The 16,889-nt window shown below is 71.5% G+C and carries 19 protein-coding genes; 11 read left to right on the plus strand and 8 right to left on the minus strand.

All coding sequences use genetic code 11. The features are described from left to right. Position 1: 1 nt before the first annotated feature. The 3 genes from ACFKCF_RS14270 to ACFKCF_RS14280 form a co-directional block, all read right to left on the minus strand. Positions 2-2,299 carry a xanthine dehydrogenase family protein molybdopterin-binding subunit gene (locus ACFKCF_RS14270; RefSeq protein ID WP_394493716.1) on the minus strand — a complete coding sequence of 766 codons (2,298 nt, stop codon included), beginning with the start codon at positions 2,297-2,299 and terminating at the stop codon, positions 2-4. 168 nt (positions 2,300-2,467) lie between these two features. Next, positions 2,468-3,916, minus strand: coding sequence for a multicopper oxidase family protein (locus ACFKCF_RS14275; RefSeq protein ID WP_394493718.1), 1,449 nt, complete (start codon positions 3,914-3,916; stop codon positions 2,468-2,470). Continuing rightward, the gene (locus ACFKCF_RS14280) at positions 3,913-4,302 is read right to left on the minus strand and encodes a hypothetical protein (protein ID WP_394493720.1); all 390 of its coding nucleotides are present in this window, start codon (positions 4,300-4,302) and stop codon (positions 3,913-3,915) included. The genes ACFKCF_RS14275 and ACFKCF_RS14280 overlap by 4 nt, the downstream gene beginning before the upstream one ends. Positions 4,303-4,609: 307 nt before the next feature. Between ACFKCF_RS14280 and ACFKCF_RS14285 the strand changes: the two genes are divergently transcribed. The 6 genes from ACFKCF_RS14285 to ACFKCF_RS14310 all read left to right on the plus strand — a co-directional run bounded on the left by ACFKCF_RS14285 (position 4,610) and on the right by ACFKCF_RS14310 (position 9,569). Then, on the plus strand, positions 4,610-5,761 hold the full coding sequence (locus ACFKCF_RS14285; protein WP_394493722.1) for a sensor histidine kinase: 1,152 nt from the start codon (positions 4,610-4,612) through the stop codon (positions 5,759-5,761). Further along, a complete protein-coding gene (locus ACFKCF_RS14290) occupies positions 5,758-6,417 on the plus strand; it encodes a response regulator (protein ID WP_394493724.1) in 660 nt (219 codons plus the stop codon). The genes ACFKCF_RS14285 and ACFKCF_RS14290 overlap by 4 nt, the downstream gene beginning before the upstream one ends. A gap of 19 nt (positions 6,418-6,436) precedes the next feature. Continuing rightward, positions 6,437-7,036, plus strand: coding sequence for a sulfite oxidase-like oxidoreductase (locus tag ACFKCF_RS14295; protein WP_394493726.1), 600 nt, complete (start codon positions 6,437-6,439; stop codon positions 7,034-7,036). A gap of 1 nt (position 7,037) precedes the next feature. Beyond that, complete coding sequence (locus ACFKCF_RS14300) at positions 7,038-7,751, plus strand: ferredoxin reductase (RefSeq protein ID WP_394493727.1); 714 nt, start codon at positions 7,038-7,040, stop codon at positions 7,749-7,751. A gap of 11 nt (positions 7,752-7,762) precedes the next feature. Next, positions 7,763-8,029: a DUF6510 family protein gene (locus ACFKCF_RS14305; protein WP_394493729.1), complete on the plus strand. Its 267-nt coding sequence runs from the start codon at positions 7,763-7,765 to the stop codon at positions 8,027-8,029. Positions 8,030-8,162: 133 nt separating this feature from the next. Next, the gene (locus ACFKCF_RS14310; RefSeq protein WP_394493730.1) at positions 8,163-9,569 is read left to right on the plus strand and encodes an LCP family protein; all 1,407 of its coding nucleotides are present in this window, start codon (positions 8,163-8,165) and stop codon (positions 9,567-9,569) included. Between the two features lie 300 nt (positions 9,570-9,869). On the opposite strand, the gene ACFKCF_RS14315 is transcribed toward ACFKCF_RS14310, so the two are convergent. Both ACFKCF_RS14315 and ACFKCF_RS14320 read right to left on the minus strand, forming a co-directional pair. Beyond that, positions 9,870-10,436 carry an NADPH-dependent F420 reductase gene (locus tag ACFKCF_RS14315; RefSeq protein ID WP_394493732.1) on the minus strand — a complete coding sequence of 189 codons (567 nt, stop codon included), beginning with the start codon at positions 10,434-10,436 and terminating at the stop codon, positions 9,870-9,872. 74 nt (positions 10,437-10,510) lie between these two features. Further along, positions 10,511-11,107: a TetR/AcrR family transcriptional regulator gene (locus tag ACFKCF_RS14320; protein ID WP_394493734.1), complete on the minus strand. Its 597-nt coding sequence runs from the start codon at positions 11,105-11,107 to the stop codon at positions 10,511-10,513. A 73-nt stretch (positions 11,108-11,180) separates the two neighbouring features. On the opposite strand from ACFKCF_RS14320, the gene ACFKCF_RS14325 reads away from it, so the two are divergent. Beyond that, positions 11,181-12,449, plus strand: coding sequence for a cytochrome P450 (locus ACFKCF_RS14325; RefSeq protein ID WP_394493736.1), 1,269 nt, complete (start codon positions 11,181-11,183; stop codon positions 12,447-12,449). On the opposite strand, the gene ACFKCF_RS14330 is transcribed toward ACFKCF_RS14325, so the two are convergent. Continuing rightward, positions 12,412-12,582: a DUF3073 domain-containing protein gene (locus ACFKCF_RS14330; protein WP_364833949.1), complete on the minus strand. Its 171-nt coding sequence runs from the start codon at positions 12,580-12,582 to the stop codon at positions 12,412-12,414. The two genes, ACFKCF_RS14325 and ACFKCF_RS14330, sit on opposite strands and share 38 nt — an antisense overlap. 87 nt (positions 12,583-12,669) lie before the next feature. On the opposite strand from ACFKCF_RS14330, the gene ACFKCF_RS14335 reads away from it, so the two are divergent. Continuing rightward, positions 12,670-13,002: a helix-turn-helix transcriptional regulator gene (locus tag ACFKCF_RS14335; RefSeq protein ID WP_090938046.1), complete on the plus strand. Its 333-nt coding sequence runs from the start codon at positions 12,670-12,672 to the stop codon at positions 13,000-13,002. On the opposite strand, the gene ACFKCF_RS14340 is transcribed toward ACFKCF_RS14335, so the two are convergent. Then, positions 12,995-13,567 carry a hypothetical protein gene (locus ACFKCF_RS14340; RefSeq protein ID WP_394493737.1) on the minus strand — a complete coding sequence of 191 codons (573 nt, stop codon included), beginning with the start codon at positions 13,565-13,567 and terminating at the stop codon, positions 12,995-12,997. The two genes, ACFKCF_RS14335 and ACFKCF_RS14340, sit on opposite strands and share 8 nt — an antisense overlap. A gap of 59 nt (positions 13,568-13,626) precedes the next feature. Here ACFKCF_RS14340 and ACFKCF_RS14345 point away from each other — a divergent pair, with 59 nt between their 5' ends. The 3 genes from ACFKCF_RS14345 to ACFKCF_RS14355 are packed head-to-tail and all read left to right on the plus strand — an operon-like array spanning position 13,627 to position 15,970. Beyond that, positions 13,627-14,139: a PadR family transcriptional regulator gene (locus ACFKCF_RS14345; protein ID WP_394493739.1), complete on the plus strand. Its 513-nt coding sequence runs from the start codon at positions 13,627-13,629 to the stop codon at positions 14,137-14,139. Positions 14,140-14,149: 10 nt separating this feature from the next. Next, positions 14,150-15,028 (plus strand): 1,4-dihydroxy-2-naphthoyl-CoA synthase, encoded by an 879-nt coding sequence (locus ACFKCF_RS14350; RefSeq protein WP_394493741.1) that lies wholly within the window; start codon positions 14,150-14,152, stop codon positions 15,026-15,028. A gap of 27 nt (positions 15,029-15,055) precedes the next feature. After that, positions 15,056-15,970: an aminoglycoside phosphotransferase family protein gene (locus ACFKCF_RS14355; RefSeq protein WP_394493743.1), complete on the plus strand. Its 915-nt coding sequence runs from the start codon at positions 15,056-15,058 to the stop codon at positions 15,968-15,970. Here ACFKCF_RS14355 and ACFKCF_RS14360 read toward each other — a convergent pair. Next, positions 15,967-16,878, minus strand: a complete 912-nt coding sequence (locus ACFKCF_RS14360) for an NADP-dependent oxidoreductase (RefSeq protein WP_394493970.1) — start codon at positions 16,876-16,878, stop codon at positions 15,967-15,969. The two genes, ACFKCF_RS14355 and ACFKCF_RS14360, sit on opposite strands and share 4 nt — an antisense overlap. Positions 16,879-16,889 lie beyond the last annotated feature (11 nt).

Genomic DNA, 16,889 nt, shown 5'->3' on the forward strand with positions numbered 1-16,889 from the left:
CTCATGAGGTCTCGGCCACCCCCGCGAGCAGTGACCAGAGCGAGTACGGGGTCAAGGGGACGTCGGTGATCCGGCCGGCGATCTCCGGGAGCGCGGCGGCCACGGCGTTGGCGATGGCGGCCGGAGGGCCGATCGTGCCCGACTCCCCCACGCCCTTCATCCCGCCGGGCGTCAGCGGCGACGGCGTCTGCAGCATCACGACCTCGATGTCCGGCACCTCCCGCGTCGTCGGCAGCAGGTAGTCGGTGATGGGCTGGCCTTCGGGGGTGTAGACGATCTCCTCGGTGAGCGCCTGGCCGATGCCCTGGGCCACGCCGCCGCGGATCTGGCCCTCCACGACGGCCGGGTTGACCAGCACCCCGGCGTCGTTGACCACCCAGTAGCGCTCCACCTCGACGGCCCCCGTCTCCGGGTCCACGGCCACGGCGGCCGCATGGGCCCCGTAGGCGAACGTGTAGGCGTCGGGGTCGTAGCTGACCCGTTCCTCCAGGCCCGGCTCGACCCCGTCCGGGAGGTCCCAGCCGCGCCACGCCGACGTGGCCAGCTCCCGCAGCGTGAGGGACGCCGCCGGGTCGCCCTTCACCCGCACCACGCCGTCGGCGATCTCCAGGTCGTCGGGGGCCGCCTCCAGGCGGTGCGCGGCCAGGGCCACGAGCTTGGCGCGCAGCCGGATGGCGGCCCGGGTGAGCGCTCCGCCGCCGACCACCAGCGAGCGGCTGGCGATCGACCCGACCGAGGAGTACGGCGTGGCCGCCGTGTCCCCCAGGACCACCCGTACCCGCTCGATCGGCACCCCCACCTGGTCGGCCGCGAGCTGGGCCAGCGCCGTCTCGATGCCCTGCCCGATCGACACCACCCCCGACGACACGACCACGGACGCGTCCTGCTCCATGCGCAGGAACACCGACTCGTAGCCGCCTGCATTGATGCCGGCGTCCCTGAACTCCTTCGAGGGACCCATGCCGGTGGTCTCCACATGGCAGGAGTAGCCGATGCCGCGCCTGCGCCCGTCGGCCTTGTCGACGGGGGTGACGAGGTCGCGCAGGGTACGCAGGGCGTGCGGGTAGTCGCCGGAGTCGTAGCGCTGGTAGACGCGGTTCGTGTACGGCAGCTCGCCGGGCCCCAGCATGTTGCGCAGCCGCAGCTCGACCCGGTCGATCCCCAGCCTGCGCGCCGCCTCGTCGATCAGCCGCTCCCTGGTCAGGCTGCCCTCCGGCTGGCCGAACCCGCGGTAGGAGCCGGTCGGCGTGGTGTTCGTGACGACGCCGCGCACGCGTACCGCCACCCGGTCGAACCGGTACGGCCCCGGCAGCAGGGTGGCCGTCACCGCGAAGGTCGACGCGCCCACGTTCGAGGGATGCGCGCCGATGTCGCCGACCAGGTCCACGTACATCGCCACGAAGCGCCCGTCCCCGTCGAGCGCCAGCCGCCCCCGGTGCACGGCGGCCCGCGCCGGCAGCGTGGCGACCAGCCGGTCGCCCGGCGACTCCGACCAGCTCACCGGCCGGCCCAGGCGCATCGAGGCCAGGCAGACGAGCGCCTCGTCCGGGTAGACGTGCTCCTTGCCGCCGAACCCGCCGCCCGTGTCGCGGCTGATGACGCGTACCCGGTCATGGGAGAGTCCGAACGCCTCCGCCAGGTGCTCGCGCGCCTGGTGCGGCGCCTGCGAGGAGATGTGCACGGTCAGCTCGTCGTCGGCGTACGAGGCCACCACGCCGCGCGGCTCCATGGGGTACGGCGAGACGCGGCCCATCGTGAACGTCAGCTCCACGACGTGCGCGGCCCCCTCGACGAAGGCGGCGCAGTCCTCGTCGCCCATCGTGAAGTCGGTGAGCACGTTCGTGCCCCACTCCGGATACAGCAGCGGGGCCCCGTCCCGCATCGCCCGGTCCGTACCGGCCACCGCCGGGAGCTCGTCCAGCGAGAGATCGACCAGCTCGGCGGCGTCCCTGGCGGCCTCGGGGGTGCGGGCGACGACGAGCGCGAGCGGCTGGCCCGCGTACCTGATGGCGTCGTCCAGCACCCGGTAGGACTGCAGCCGCTGGCCGGGGGACACGTGGACGCAGGGCAGGCGCAGGTCGGGGGCGTCGCCGGGGGTGATGACGTCGAGGACGCCCTCGACCGCCCAGGCCGCCTTGGCGTCGCATCCGAGCAGCCGCCCGTGGGCGATGGGGCTGCGGACCACGTACGCGTGGACCGTTCCGGGCAGCCGCACCGCCCCGACGTACCTGCCTCGACCGGTCAGCAACCTGGCGTCTTCCCGTCGCGGCGTCCTGGCGCCGACATAAGGCTCACCCATGGTCCCGATTCTGAGCGTGCCCGCCCGGCCTGTCGATGACCCCCAGGGCAATCCCCCACCGCCCGCCCTCACCCCGCGAGCACCGCACCCCGCCCGTCCCTCTCCTCACGGGACCACGACCACGCACCGGGGGTCCTCCCAAGGGACCGCAACCGCGGACCACGGGCGTTAGATGACCTCGAAAGCCGCCATCATCGCCATGTCCTCGTGTTCGAGGTTGTGGCAGTGCAGCACGTACCGCCCCCGATAGTCGGTGAACCTGGTGACGATCTCGACGGTCTGGGCCTCGCGCAGCTCGACGGTGTCCTTCCACCCGGGCGGCCCCTGCGGGCGCTCGCCGTTCACCGTCAGCACCTGGAAGTGGTCCAGGTGCAGGTGCACGGGATGGGCGACGTCGCTGGTCAGCCGCCAGACCTCGATGTCCCCGAGCCTGGGCCTGGCCTCCATGCGCTTGGGGTCGAACGGCTTGCCGTTGATCAGCCACCCCATGCCCCCACTGCTGAACTCGAACTCCCGCGTCACCTTCGCCTTTCCGGGATCGAGCGCCTCCACCGTGGACAGCCGCGCCGGCACGGCCGACTCGTCGCGCTCGTCCCGGTCCACGGCGAACCGCATGACCCTGGCCTGCGCGCCCTCCCCCGCCAGGTTCCGCAGCTCGACGTGCTGTCCCACCTTGTACGCGGAGAAGTCGACCACCACGTCGGCCCGCTCTCCGGGAGCCAGCCGCAGCTGCCGCACCGTGCGTGGCTGTGCCAGCAGCCCGCCGTCGGTGCCGATCTGGACCAGCGGCCCGCCGGTCGTCAGCTCGTACGTCCGGGCGTTGGAGGCGTTGCACAGCCGCAGCCGGTATCGGGCCCTGGCGACCCGCAGCTCAGGCCAGGGCGCCCCGTTCACCAGGATCACATCCCCGAGCACGCCCCCCATGTACGCCTCCCGTACCCCGGGCCGGCCCTCCAGCGCCGGATACAGCATCGTGCCGTCGGCGGCGAACGACCGGTCGCAGATCAGCAGCGGCACGTCGCGCTCCCCTGCGGGCAGCGGCAGCGCCTCCTCCTCCGCGTCCCGCACCAGGAACATCCCGGCCAGCCCGCGCCAGACCTGCGGCCCCGTGTAGTCCATGCGATGGTCGTGGTACCAGAGCGTGGCGGCCCGCTGCTCCAGCGGGAACACGTACTCGCGGGAGGCCCCCGGCGCCACCAGGTCGGTGGGGAAGCCGTCGGACTCGGGCGGGGTGTGCCCGCCGTGCAGGTGCAGGACGGTCGGCTCGCCGAGCTGGTTGACCAGCTTCACGACGGTCCGACGGCCGGCGCGGGCCTGGATGGTCGGCCCGGGGAACGTGCCCCCGTACCCCCAGATCCCGGTACGCAGGCCCGGCAGCACCTCCACCTCGGCCGCCCGCTCGGTCAGCTCGTAGAAGTCGGCCCCGCCCGCGCTGCGCACCGGCTTGGCCACCTCCGGGACGGGCAGCGGCACCGCGTACGGCCTGGGCAGCGGCGCCGCGCTCGTCAGGAGCTGCGGCTGCGGGGTGCCGGTGAGCAGCGAGCAGCCAGGCACCCCGGCCACCGCCACCGCACCCAGTCCCAGCAGCCGCAGCACGTCGCGTCGTGTGGAGGTCATCGCCGCGAGGTGACCCTGAGGAGCTGGACGATCCCGCCGCCGAACATCATCACCCCGAGCGGCACGTGCACGGCCTTCACGTGGGCCTCGCCGAGGATCGCCTGCACCACTGTGACCACCAGCAGCGCCGCGGCCGGAAGGACGAACTTCGCGGATCCTGCGCCCGGCCACCGGACGAGGATCGCCACGACGACGTGCGCGACCCCGACGGCGAGCAGGGCGATCGCCGAGGCCATGTGCAGCGCCCGGCCGCCGGGCATGGAGAGCAGCAGGCCCGCCGTCACCGCCTGGACCAGCAGCGCGACGACGTGCAGGCCCGCCACGACCGTCAGCGCCCGCATGGGCCAGGTCACGGGCCGGACGGCGAGGGTGTGTTGCGCGGTCATGATCGATCTCCCGAGAGTGCTCGCCCGGGGAGGGCTTCCCCGTGCCCTGAGGCGGTGATGAAGGTCTCCATGCGTTCCATGGCCCGGCCGGTCGCCGCCTGCGGCTGTACCGGAGTGACATAACGGAACTGTGTCTCCATAGCCGGACATCGTGGTATTCGTCATGCCTCGGGGGCATCGTGCCCGGGTCGACTCCTGCATCTACCGCCCGGGGAGCAACTTCGTGCGGAGTACTGCGCCGGGAGTAGTCCGGAATTACATCCAGGCGGCGAGGATCCCGCCCTGGTCAAGGCTCTAATGTGCAGTAATGACCTTTCTGCGCGGATGGCACCCGCTAGCCGTGGACAGCGCACTCGCCGCCGTCGTGGCCCTCATGCTGGCCGCCACCGTGCTGGTCACGCCGCAGGCGGGCGTCCTGGACCTCGCTGCGATCCTGGTCGGCTCGCTCTCCCTCGTCGCCTGGCGCCGCGCGCCCCTGGTGCCGCTGGTCGTCGGCACGATCAGCATGCTCGTCTTCTCCGTGCACGCCCAGCCGGGCCCGCCCGCCGCCTTCCCCGTGCTGATGGCGGTCTTCGCCGCGGTGTGGGCCGGGCACCTGCTGCTGCCCGCGCTGGCGAGCGCGGTGTTCCTGGGCGTCAGCCTGGCGGTCAGCCTGGCCACCGCCACCGGGCAGAGCCCCAAGGACATCGTCCAGGGAACGACGCTGCTGCTCGGCTGGTTCCTGGCCTCGGGGGTGACGGCGACGGTCACCCGGCAGCGGCAGGCGTACCTGGAGCAGGTCGAGCAGCGGGCCCTGGAGGCCGAGCGCACCCGCGAGGAGGTCGCGCGCCGGCGCGCGGGCGAGGAGCGGCTCAGGATCGCCAGGGAGCTGCACGACTCGCTCACGCACAGCATCTCGGTCATCAAGGTGCAGGCGGGCGTGGCCGTGCACCTGGCCCGCAAGCGCGGCGAGGAGGTGCCAGGGGCGCTGGTGGCCATCCAGGAGGCCAGCGGGGACGCCATGCGCGAGCTGCGCGCCACGCTGGAGGTGCTGCGCGACACCGACGACCCGGACGGCTCCGGCGCGCAGGACAGCCGGCTCGACCGGCTCGACGACCTGGTGGACCGCGCCCGCTCCACCGGGCTGGCCGCCACGGTGACGATCTCGGGGGTACGGCACGAGCTGCCGCCCGAGGTCGACCGGGCCGCGTACCGGATCGTCCAGGAGGCGCTCACCAACGTCTCCAGGCACGCGGGCGGGGCGGCGGCGTCCGTACGCGTCGACTACGGCGGCGACGAGCTGGTCGTGCAGGTGGACGACGACGGCCTGGCCAGCAGGAACGCGCCGCCCGTGCCCGGCGTGGGCCTGCTCGGCATGCGCGAGCGGGTCACGGCGCTCGGCGGCCGGCTGCGGGCCGAACCCCGCCCGGAGGGCGGCTTCACCGTACGCGCAGAGCTTCCACTGGGGGAACCGACGTGATCCGCGTGCTGCTCGTGGACGACCAGGCACTCATCCGCGGCGGCTTCCGCGCCCTGCTGGAGGCCGAGGACGACATCGAGGTCGTGGCCGAGGCCGCCAACGGCGAGCAGGCCATCGCCCTCGCCCTCGAACACCTGCCCGACGTGGCGCTCATCGACGTCCAGATGCCGGTGATGGACGGCATCGAGGCGACCCGGCGCATCGCGGCCGACGAGCGGCTGAGCGAGGTCCACGTCGTGATCCTCACCAACTACGGCCTCGACGAGTACGTCTTCAACGCGCTCAGGGCGGGCGCGGGCGGGTTCCTGGTCAAGGACACCGAGCCCGCCGACCTGCTGCAGGGCGTCCGGGTCGCGGCCCGCGGCGACGCGCTGCTGTCCCCCGCCATCACCCGCCGCCTGATCGGCGAGTACGTGGCCCGCCGCCCCGAGCCGGACCCGCAGGGCCTGGAGGTGCTGACCAACCGCGAGCGCGAGGTGACCGCGCTGGTCGCCCGCGGCATGTCCAACGACGAGATCGCCGCGCACATGGTGATCAGCCCGACCACCGCGAAGACGCACGTCAGCAGGGCCATGACCAAACTGCGGGCACGCGACCGGGCCCAGCTCGTGGTCTTCGCGTACGAGTCCGGCCTGGTGTCTCCGCGCCGGGGCTGAGCGCGTGATGAAATGAGGCGTGAACATCATTTCGCGCGGTTTCCGCGGACGGCACAGGCCGGACGGCGACCGGGTGCCACCGGGGCAGTACCTCGTCGACGACTTCCCCGTGCTGTCGGCCGGGCCGACGCCGCGGGTGCCGCTGGAGCGGTGGGAGTTCGCCATCGACACCGAGGCCGAGCAGACCCACCGCTGGTCGTGGCAGGAGTTCATGGCGCTGCCCGGTGAGACGCCCACGGTCGACATCCACTGCGTGACCAAGTGGTCCAAGCTGGACACCTCCTGGGAGGGCGTCTCGCTCGACGTGCTCTTCGAGGACGTCGAGACCGCCGCCGAATACGCGCTGATCTACTCGTACGGCGGCTACACCACCAACCTTCCGCTCGAGGACCTGCTCGACGGCAAGGCGTGGATCGTGCACCGCTTCGACGGCGAGGAGTTGGAGCCGCGGCACGGCGGCCCGGCCCGGCTGATCGTGCCGCACCTGTACTTCTGGAAGTCGGCCAAGTGGGTACGCGGCATCCGGCTGCTCAACGAGGACTGGCCCGGCTTCTGGGAGACTGCCGGCTATCACAACTACGGCGACCCGTGGCGCGAGCAGCGCTACGAGGGCGACTGAGGTGCGCCGCCTGGCCTGGCGGGCGGCCGAGCTCGCCGAGATCGTCAAGGAGACGGCGACCGCGCGCACGCTGCGGTTCCGGGTGCCCGAATGGCCGGGGCACCTGGCGGGGCAGCACGTGGACGTGCGGCTGACGGCCGAGGACGGCTACACCGCGCAGCGCAGCTACTCGCTGGCCGGCCCCGCCGACGGTGACCTCGTCGATCTGACCGTGGAGACCGTCCCGGACGGCGAGGTCTCGCCGTACCTGACCGAGGTCATCGAGGTCGGCGACCAGGTCGAGCTGCGGGGCCCGGTGGGCGGCTGGTTCGTCTGGCGGCCGGAGAGCAAGGCGCCGGTGGTGCTGGTGGCCGGCGGGTCGGGGATCGTGCCGCTGATGGCGATGATCAGGGCGCGCAGGCAGGCGGGCAGCCGGGTGCCGTTCCGCCTGCTCTACTCGCTGCGCGACCCGGACCGCCGCTACTACGCCGAGGAGCTGCGCCGCCCCGACCCGGGGCTCGACATCTCCTACCTCTACACCAGATCCGCGCCGCCCGGCACGTCCCGCGCGGCGGGACGGATCATGCTGGACGACCTGGCCGAGGGCGGCTGGCCCGCGACCTTCGAGCCCGACTGCTACGTGTGCGGGCCGACGGGGTTCGTCGAGGCGGCGGCCGACCTGCTGCTCGCGCTGGGGCACGCGCCCGAGCGCATCCGTACCGAACGTTTCGGATAAAGGGAACTGACATGACCGCAGAGCACCTCGACGGCAACGCGCTGGCGGGCCCGCTCGGAGAGATCTTCGCCGTGGACGTCACCGCCGCCACCGGCCGCTGCGCGAGCTGCGGCCTCGCCGGCCCGGTCGCCTCGCTCCGCGTGTACGGCCCCGACCCCGGGTTGGTGGCCCGGTGCCCCGGCTGCGAGGAGGTGATCCTCCGGCTGGTACGCGGCCCGGGCACGGCCTGGCTCGACCTGCGCGGCACGGTTTCACTGCGCGTTGACCTGCCCGACTGACGACGTTGAGGACAGATCGTTCCTCATGAACGTGCCCGACTGAGTACACTCGGGCACGTTCAACCGGCCGAGATCTGTACGGCGAGGCTCTTGGCCATGGGCGCGGCCCGCGGCCCCGTCCCTCTGGAGTCACGTGAGCAGCGGGCTAGTCGACGCGCCCCCGTCCGAACCGAGCGCGCCACCCCGGCGGCGCCGCCGCTGGCTGCGCTGGACGATCGCGGTCACCGTGACCGTGGTCCTCCTGGTCGCGGGCATCGCCGTCGGCGTCTACGCGAAGCTGACCGGCAACGTCAAGCACATCGACGTCACCGCCGACGACCTCGGCGCCACCCGGCCGCCCAAGGTCGCGGGCACCGCCATGAACGTCCTGGTCGTCGGATCGGACCAGCGCGACGGCAAGAACGCCAAGTACGGGCACCATATCGCGGGCGAGCGCACCGACACGATCATGCTGGTGCACGTGTCGTCCAAGCGCGACAACGCGATGGTCGTCAGCTTCCCGCGCGACTCGCTCGTCCAGCTCCCCGCCTGCCGCGCCACCGGCGGCCTGCCCGGCCAGCGGCCGCACCTGGGCATGATCAACGAGTCGTTCAACTCCGGCGGCATCGCCTGCACCTGGAAGACGATCGAGTCGCTCACCCACATCCGCATCGACCACTTCGTGAAGGTCGACTTCACCGGCTTCAAGAGCATGGTCAACGCCATCGGCGGCGTCGAGATCTGCCTGCCGGAGCCGGTGAACGACAAGAAGGCCCTGCTCCACCTGCCCGCCGGGCGGCAGACGCTCACCGGCGAGCAGGCGCTCGGTTACGTACGCGCCCGCTACAGCATGGGCGACGGCTCGGACATCGGGCGCATCCAGCGGCAGCAGATGTTCATCGCGTCGATGGTCAAGAAGGTCATGAGCGGCGAGACGCTCACCGACCCCGCCAAGCTGCTGGGCATCCTCGACGCCGGCACCAAGGCGGTGACCACCGACCGCGGCCTGAACTTCGGCGTCATGAAGGACCTCGCGACCAGCCTCCAGGGCCTGAACGCCGGCCAGATCCGCTTCATCACCACCCCCTGGCACTACTCCCTCACCCAGCCCGGCCGGGTCGAGTGGGTGCAGCCGCAGGCCGGCCACCTGTTCCAGATCGTGGCCAAGGACCAGAGCGTCCAGGGCGTCAAGGGCGGCCAGGCCAAGGTGGGCCGGACGAAGGTCCAGATCGAGCTCCGCAACGGCACCTGGCGCAGCGGCCTCGGCACCCAGGTGGCGGCCGCCCTGGAGCAGCGCGGCTACCACATCACCAAGATCGGCGACTCGGCCCGCAAACCGCAGCCCAAGACCACCGTCCTGTACGGGCCCAACGGCGAGACCCGCGTCCCCACCCTCACCAACGACCTCCTGACCTCCACACTCCGGAAGGTGGCGGGGGCGCAGACGAACCGGCTGGTGCTGGTGATCGGCTCCGACTGGACGGGCCTCAAGCCGTTGCGCGCGGACGACACGGAGTCGATCAAGGGCTTCGACGCCACCCACGACACCTGCGCCACCTGACACCCCCACCGCACCCGCCCAAACGCACCTGACACTCGCCAACGCTCCGCCGTCGGCTCGGTCCCGTCAGCGCGGCTCCGTCAGCGCGGCTCCGTCAGCGCGGCTCCGTCAGCGGGGGAGGCGGATGCCGGCCTCAGCCCGCACCCTCCAAGCGCCGGGTCGGCGAGACGAAGGACGGCGGCATGCGACGACGACCAGCCCACCGACACGGCGATCGCCGCTGCGGAAGCGGCGCGCGGGGTGCGGGTGCGCGGGGTGGTGGGGCTGGGGTGGGGTTCGGTGGCCGGAGGTGGTGGAGGGCTAGCGGGCCTTGGAGAGGCCGCCGCCGTCGATGGCGGTGAAACCGGCGTCCTCGATGAGCGGCACCACCGCCTTCTTGGCCTCGTCGTCGTCACCCCAGTAGGGCATGTCGGCCCGCGACCCGCCCCGCTGCCCCACCGTCCCCAGCGTCAGCAGTTCCTTCGAGTACTTCGTGTTGAACGTCCGCACCAGCCGGACCTCCGCCCCGAGCACGTGCTGCTGGTACTGCGGGCTGGTGAGCCCGCCGGGGACGGCGACCACCACGGACAGGCCGTCCCGTTCGGCGATCGGGTTGCTGGGGTCTACGACGATCTTGCCGGAGAGCGCGCCGTCGAGCTCCGCCGCCACGGCGGAGAACGCCTCCCACCCCACCGACAGCACGATGACCTCGCCGAACCGCGCGGCCTCGCTCGGCGTGCCACCCCTGGCCTGCCCGCCGGTCGCGGCCGTGGCCGCCGCCACCCGGCCGGGGTCGGCGTCGCTGAAGAACACCTCGTGTCCGCCCGTCGAGAGCAGGCGGCCAAGAGGCACGCCGAGTCTTCCAGAACCCACGATTGCCACACGCATGTCTTGATCACCTCGTCACCGAAAAGAACCCACCAGACCCCGCCGGTGACATTCCTCCCCAGGTCAGAGGCTTGCTACGCGATGAGCGACGAGAGAGCGGCGAGGGAGTCGACGACCTGCCGGGCGTCGGGTGTGGCGGCCGGGTCGAGCAGCCACTGCAGCAGCAGCCCGTCGGTGATGGCCACCAGCACCGACACGAGCACCTCCGGCGCCACCGGCAGCTCGATGTCCAGCTGGGCGACGGCCCGGCGGACCATGTCGGCGCCCGCCCGGCGGCAGCGGGCGTACGACTCGGCCAGCCGTTCGCGCAGCACGGCCTCGCGCAGCGCCGCCGGGTAGCCCTCGACGAAGAGCACGAGCTGCGGCCTCAGCTCCGCGAATCTGTCGACCAGCTCCGTCATGGCGCGCTCCAGCATCTCCCGCGCGCTGCCCACCTGCGAGCTGAACATCGCCCGCTCGACCTGGGCGATCCACTGGTCGAAGAACTCGGCGAGGGCCTCGTTCAGCAGCGCGTCCTTGCCGCCGAAGTGGTAGCCGATGGAGGCCAGGTTGGTGCCTGAGGCGGCGACCAGGTCCCGGGCCGTCGTACGGGCATAGCCCTTCTCCTGCAGGCAGCTCACCGCTCCCGCCAGCAGTCTCTCCCGGTATCCACCGGCCTCTGTTCGTGCCACGTGATCCATGCTACAGATGTATACAAGCGTCTATGACGGACGTACGTACATCCATCTACTTGAGAGGTCCGAAATGATTCCTCCCGGGCCGAGACTCCCCTCGGCGGTGCAGACGGCGTGGTTCATCCGGGACGCGCCCGGCATGCTCTCCAGGCTTCGACGCAAGTACGGGCCGATCTTCACGGTCCGCTTCACCGGCCTCCCCCCGGAGGTCTACGTGACCACCGGGGAGCTGGCCGAGCAGGTCTTCCGGACCGACCACGGCGGCGGGCGCGCGGGCGAGGCGCGGCGCGACTTCCTCGCGCACATGGTGGGCGAGCACTCCGTCCTCACGCTCGACGGCGACCCCTGGTGGCGGCACCGCAAGCTGCTCAACCCCCCGTTGCGCGCCAAGCAGGTCGCCGGCTACCGCGACGACATCGCGGCCATAGCGGCGGAAAGAATCGCGACCTGGCCGCTGGGCACGCCGTTCGCGCTGCGCGACCGCATGCAGGACATCACGCTGGAGATCATCATCCGGTTGATCTTCGGCATCCGGGACGCCGGGCGCGTCAGCCGGCTACGCGCGCTGCTGCCCGACCTGATCGAGACCGGCGGGTCCCCGCTGATCCCCATGCTTCCGGAGAAGTTCCGCCGGATCCCGTTCGGGCCCTACCCCCGGTTCGTACGGGTGAGCGCCGAGGTGGACACGATCCTGTTCGACGAGATCCGCCGCCGCCGGACCGCGCCAGGAGGCACCGACGTGCTCGGCCGCCTGCTGGACACCGAGCTGGACGACCAGGAGATCCGCGACGAACTGATCACCATGCTCCTGGCCGGGCACGAGACCACCGCCACGGGTCTCGCCTGGGCCTTCGAGCGGATCCTGCGCATGCCCGAGATCCTCGACCGGCTGCCCGGCGACGAGACCTACCTCGACGCGGTGGTCAAGGAGGTGCTGCGGGTCAGGCCGGTCGTCTACGAGGCGCCGAGGAAACTCGACGCCCCGCTGCAGCTGGGCGAGTACGAGATCCCCGCCGGATGGTATGCCGGACCGTTCATCCCGCTCGTGCACCACGACCCCGCCGCCTTCCCCGAACCCGACGAGTTTCGCCCGGAGCGCTTTATCGACGGGCCCCAGAGCAGGGCCTGGATGCCGTTCGGCGGCGGGCGGCGCTTCTGCGTCGGCGCACAGCTGGCGCTGCTGGAGATGCGCGTCATCATCGGCGAGGTACTGCACCGCCTGGAGCTCACGGCGCCCGATCAGGCACCGGAGGCCAGGCGGCTGAAGAACGTCACGCTCGCGCCCGCGAACCTGACCCGCGTCACTGCGCGCGCTCGGACTCCTGCTCGGACGCCGTAGGCGGGTAGATCTCCTCGCGGCGCGCATCGGCTCCCAGCTCCTCGCGAAGCCGGTCATAGTCGATGTTGTGGTTGGTGTACTTCAGCTGGCGAGCGACCTTCGTCTGCTTCGCCTTGGCTCTTCCTCGGCCCATGGCTACTCCCTAGTCCCCGCTGTCATGCTATCCAACAACGTTACGACTTGAAGAATTATGCAACTGCGCTGGATTAGTCTGGGCTATATGCACGTGGAGGTCCACCAGGCCAAGGCCGACTTCTTCAGAACGCTCGGCCACCCCGCTCGCATCCGAGTGTTGGAGCTACTCCAGGAAGGGCCGCTTCCCGTCCGGGATCTGCTGGCCCAGATCGACATCGAGGCCTCGAGCCTCTCCCAGCAGCTCGCCGTCCTGCGCAGAGCGGGGATCGTGAGCGCGATTCGCGAGGGCAGCACCGTCGTCTACACGCTGGCCACGCCCGAGCTGGCCGACCTGCTCGGGGCTGCCCGCAGGATTCTCACCGACATGCTCGCCGACCAGGGCGAGCTGCTCGCGGAGCTGCGAGCGGAGGTCACTTAGCCAGCGCCTGCCGCACGCGCTTGGGATACCAGGCCGTGAAGACGGCGGGCAGAACGAAGGTGAGCACCTTGATGGCGATGACGAGCGTCGTCGCGTGAGGTGAGACGGAAAGCACGAGCGTCAGGGAGACCGCGGCGACGGTGAAGGCCGCCGCCCAGACCGTGGTGATGACCGCGTTGACGCGGTGGAACCGCGGGGTCTCCCAGACCTCCTTCGGCGCCATCGTGCGCGCGATGCCGAGCGTGAAGGGCTTGCGGATGGCCAGCGAGCCCCAGGCGGTGCCCGCCAGCCAGACGTTGACCAGCGCGGGGCCGTACGGAGTGAGCGGCGAGTGCGGGGCCACCAGCGACAGCGCCGTGAGGCAGGCGAAGAACAGCGCCGCGCTGCTCTCGATCACCATCTCGTCCCAGGCCTTGCCCGTCCTGCGGTCGATGACGACGAGGCCGAGGGCGATGACCAGCCCGGTGATGGCGCCCCAGCGCCACTCGTCGCTGGTGGCGATGAACGCGTAGACGATCCAGGGCAGGAAGCCGAGCAGGCCGCGCATGGTGAGGTGTCCTTCCACGTTCCTAAAGTGACATGTCGAAGCTAGAACCTCTTGCGCCGATATGTCAACATAGGAATATGAGCCTTCGACACGCCGTGCTGGGACTGCTCTCCGAGGAACCCGCGAGCGGATACGACCTGATGAAGATGTTCGACATCTCGCTGTCGAACGTGTGGCCCGCCACGCAGAGCCAGCTCTACGCGGAGCTGGGCAAACTGGCCGAAGCGGGTCTCGTGGACGTGTCTGCGGAGGGCCCGCGCGGCCGCAAGGAGTACGCGATCACCGAGGCGGGCCTGGCCGAGCTGCGCCACTGGATCACCGAGGTCGAGCCGACCAGGGTCCTGCGCAGCGACATGCTGCTCCGCGTGTTCTTCCTGGCCCAGGTCTCGCCCGAGCAGGCCCGCGGATACCTCCGCCACCAGGCCGAGCACGTCCGCAAACACGTGGAGCACCTGGAGGGCATCCGCGAGTTCCTCGACGACCGCGAGGACAACCTCTCGGTGTACGGCCGCATCAGCCTCGAATACGGCCTGCGCCTGGGCCAGGCCCAGCAGGAGTGGGCCGAATGGGCCGAAGGTCAGATCCGTTAGGCTCTGGCGCATGGTCTCCGAGCTGTTCGATCCCAAGGCGTGGCAGGCGGTCGAGGGATTCGACTTCACCGACATCACCTACCACCGAGCGGTCGATCAGGGCACCGTGCGGATCGCGTTCAACCGCCCCGAGGTGCGCAACGCGTTCCGCCCGCAGACCGTGGACGAGCTCTACCGCGCGCTCGACCACGCCAGGCAGACCACCGACGTCGGCTGCGTGCTGCTCACCGGCAACGGCCCCTCGCCCAAGGACGGCGGGTGGGCCTTCTGCTCCGGCGGCGACCAGCGCATCAGGGGCAAGGACGGCTACCAGTACGCCGACGGCTCGGCGGCCACCGGGCGGCTGCACATCCTGGAGGTGCAGCGGCTCATCCGGTTCATGCCCAAGATCGTGATCTGCGTGGTGCCCGGCTGGGCCGCGGGCGGCGGCCACAGCCTGCACGTCGTGGCGGATCTCACACTGGCCAGCGCCGAGCACGCCCGCTTCAAGCAGACCGACGCCGACGTGGCCAGCTTCGACGGCGGCTTCGGCTCGGCCTACCTCGCGCGGCAGGTCGGGCAGAAGTTCGCCCGCGAGATCTTCTTCCTCGGCGACACCTACACGGCGGCCGACGCGCACCGCATGGGCATGGTCAACGCCGTCGTCCCGCACGAGGAGCTGGAGCGCACGGCCCTGGAGTGGGGCCGCAAGATCAACGGCAAGTCGCCGACGGCGCAGCGCATGCTCAAGTTCGCCTTCAACGCGATCGACGACGGGCTCGTGGGGCAGCAGGTGTTCGCCGGCGAGGCGACGCGGCTGGCGTACATGACGGACGAGGCGGCCGAGGGGCGCGACTCGTTCCTGCAGAAGCGCGAGCCCGACTGGTCGCCGTACCCCTGGCACTACTGAGTCGGCGTCCCCGGGCAGACTGGGGGCATGAAGATCAGGGTGCCGGCGGCGCTGACCGAGTCACACGTGAAATGGAACGGAGAGGCGGGGCGCACCTGGTCCGCGGGGCTCCCCACGCTGGCCGGGCGTTACCTGGAGGAATGGGCGCTGCGGCTGGACGGGGAGCCCCGGCACGGGGTGGTGTCCCTCGTGCTGCCCGTCGTACGCGAGGACGGGACGAAGGCGGCGCTCAAGCTCCAGCCCGTCACCGACGAGAACGACACCGAGGCCCCCGGCCTGCGCACCTGGGCCGGTGACGCGTCGGTGCTGCTGCTCGACTCCGACCCCGGGACCGGCACCCTGCTGCTCGAACGGCTGGAGGCCGACCGGTCCCTGTCCGCCATGCCGGACGACATGGAAGCCCTGGGCATCCTCACGGACCTGCTGGCCCGCCTGGTGACCTACCAGGCGCCCGAGGGGATGCGCCGGTTGGACGACATCGCCCGGGCCATGCTGGACGACGTGGACAGGGCCGTGGCGAAGCTGCCGCGCGAGAGCGACCGCCACTGGATGCGCTACTGCGCGGGCGCCGTCGGCGAGCTCGTCTCCGAGCCGGGCGACCGGCTGCTGCACTGGGACCTGCACTACGACAACGTGCTGGCCGCCGACCGGGAGCCGTGGCTGAGCATCGACCCCAAGCCGCTGGCGGGCGACCCTGGGTTCGACCTGCTGCCCGCCCTGCACAACCGCTGGGACGACGTGGTCGCGACCGGCGACGTGCGGCGGGCGGTGCTGCGCCGCTTCGATCTCATGGTGGACCGGCTCGGCCTCGACCCCCGGCGCTCTGCCGGGTGGACGCTCGGCCGGGTGCTGCAGAACGCCCTGTGGGACGTCAAGGACGGCGACAGCGAGCTCAACGAGATCGGCCTCGCCGTCGCCGAGGCCGTGCGGCAGCGCCTCTAGACCGTCAGTACGATCTTGCCCTGGCCGTGGCCGGTCTCGATCTCCCTGTGCGCGTCCGCCGCGTCCTCCAGCGCGTACGTCCTGCGTACCGAGAACTTGAAGGCACCCTCGGCGTACAGGCGGGCGTAACGCCCGAGCCGCTCGGCGGAGCGCTGCCCCTGCACCAACCGGACGCCCAGCTCGGCCGCCTTGCCGTGCTCGACCAGCGTGAAGATCCGGCCGCGGTCCTTGACCAGCTCGATCGAGACCTCCAGCGCGTGACCTCCGGCCCCGTCGAGCGCGGCGTCCACGCCGTTCGGGGCGAGCTCGCGTACCCGGTCGGCGAGCCCTTCGCCGTAGACCACCGGGATGGCGCCGAGGTCGCGCAGGTAGTCGTGGTTGACCTCGCGGGCCGTGCCGATCACGGTGGCCCCGCGCCGCCGGGCGATCTGCACGGCCGCCGTGCCCACGGACCCGGCCGCGCCGTGCACGAGGAGCGTCTCGCCGTCCGCGAGGCCGAGCCCGTCGATCGCCAGCTCCGCGGTCTGCACGCCCGAGGTCAGCCCGCCGGCCACCTCCCACGGCACCTGCGCGGGCTTGGGTGCCACGTCCGTCCCCGGCACCACGATGTACTCGGCGTAGGCGTACAGCGCCGAGAACCCCAGCACCTCGTCCCCCGCGGACACCCCGGTCACCCCGTCGCCCACCTGGTCCACCACACCCGCGAACTCGTTCCCGGGAATGCGGGGGAAGGGGGCCGGGGGAATGTGCGCCGGCAGCCACCCCGCCCGTACGGCCGTGTCGAACGGCTGCACGCCGGCCGCCCGCACCCGCACCCGGACCTGGCCGGGACCCGCCTGCGGCGCGGGCAGCTCCATCACCTTCAGGACCTCCGGGCCGCCCGGTTCGGCGAAGGCCGCGGCTCTCATCACGTCAGTCA

It is taken from the genome of Nonomuraea sp. JJY05, assembly GCF_043496855.1.
Classification (GTDB): domain Bacteria; phylum Actinomycetota; class Actinomycetes; order Streptosporangiales; family Streptosporangiaceae; genus Nonomuraea.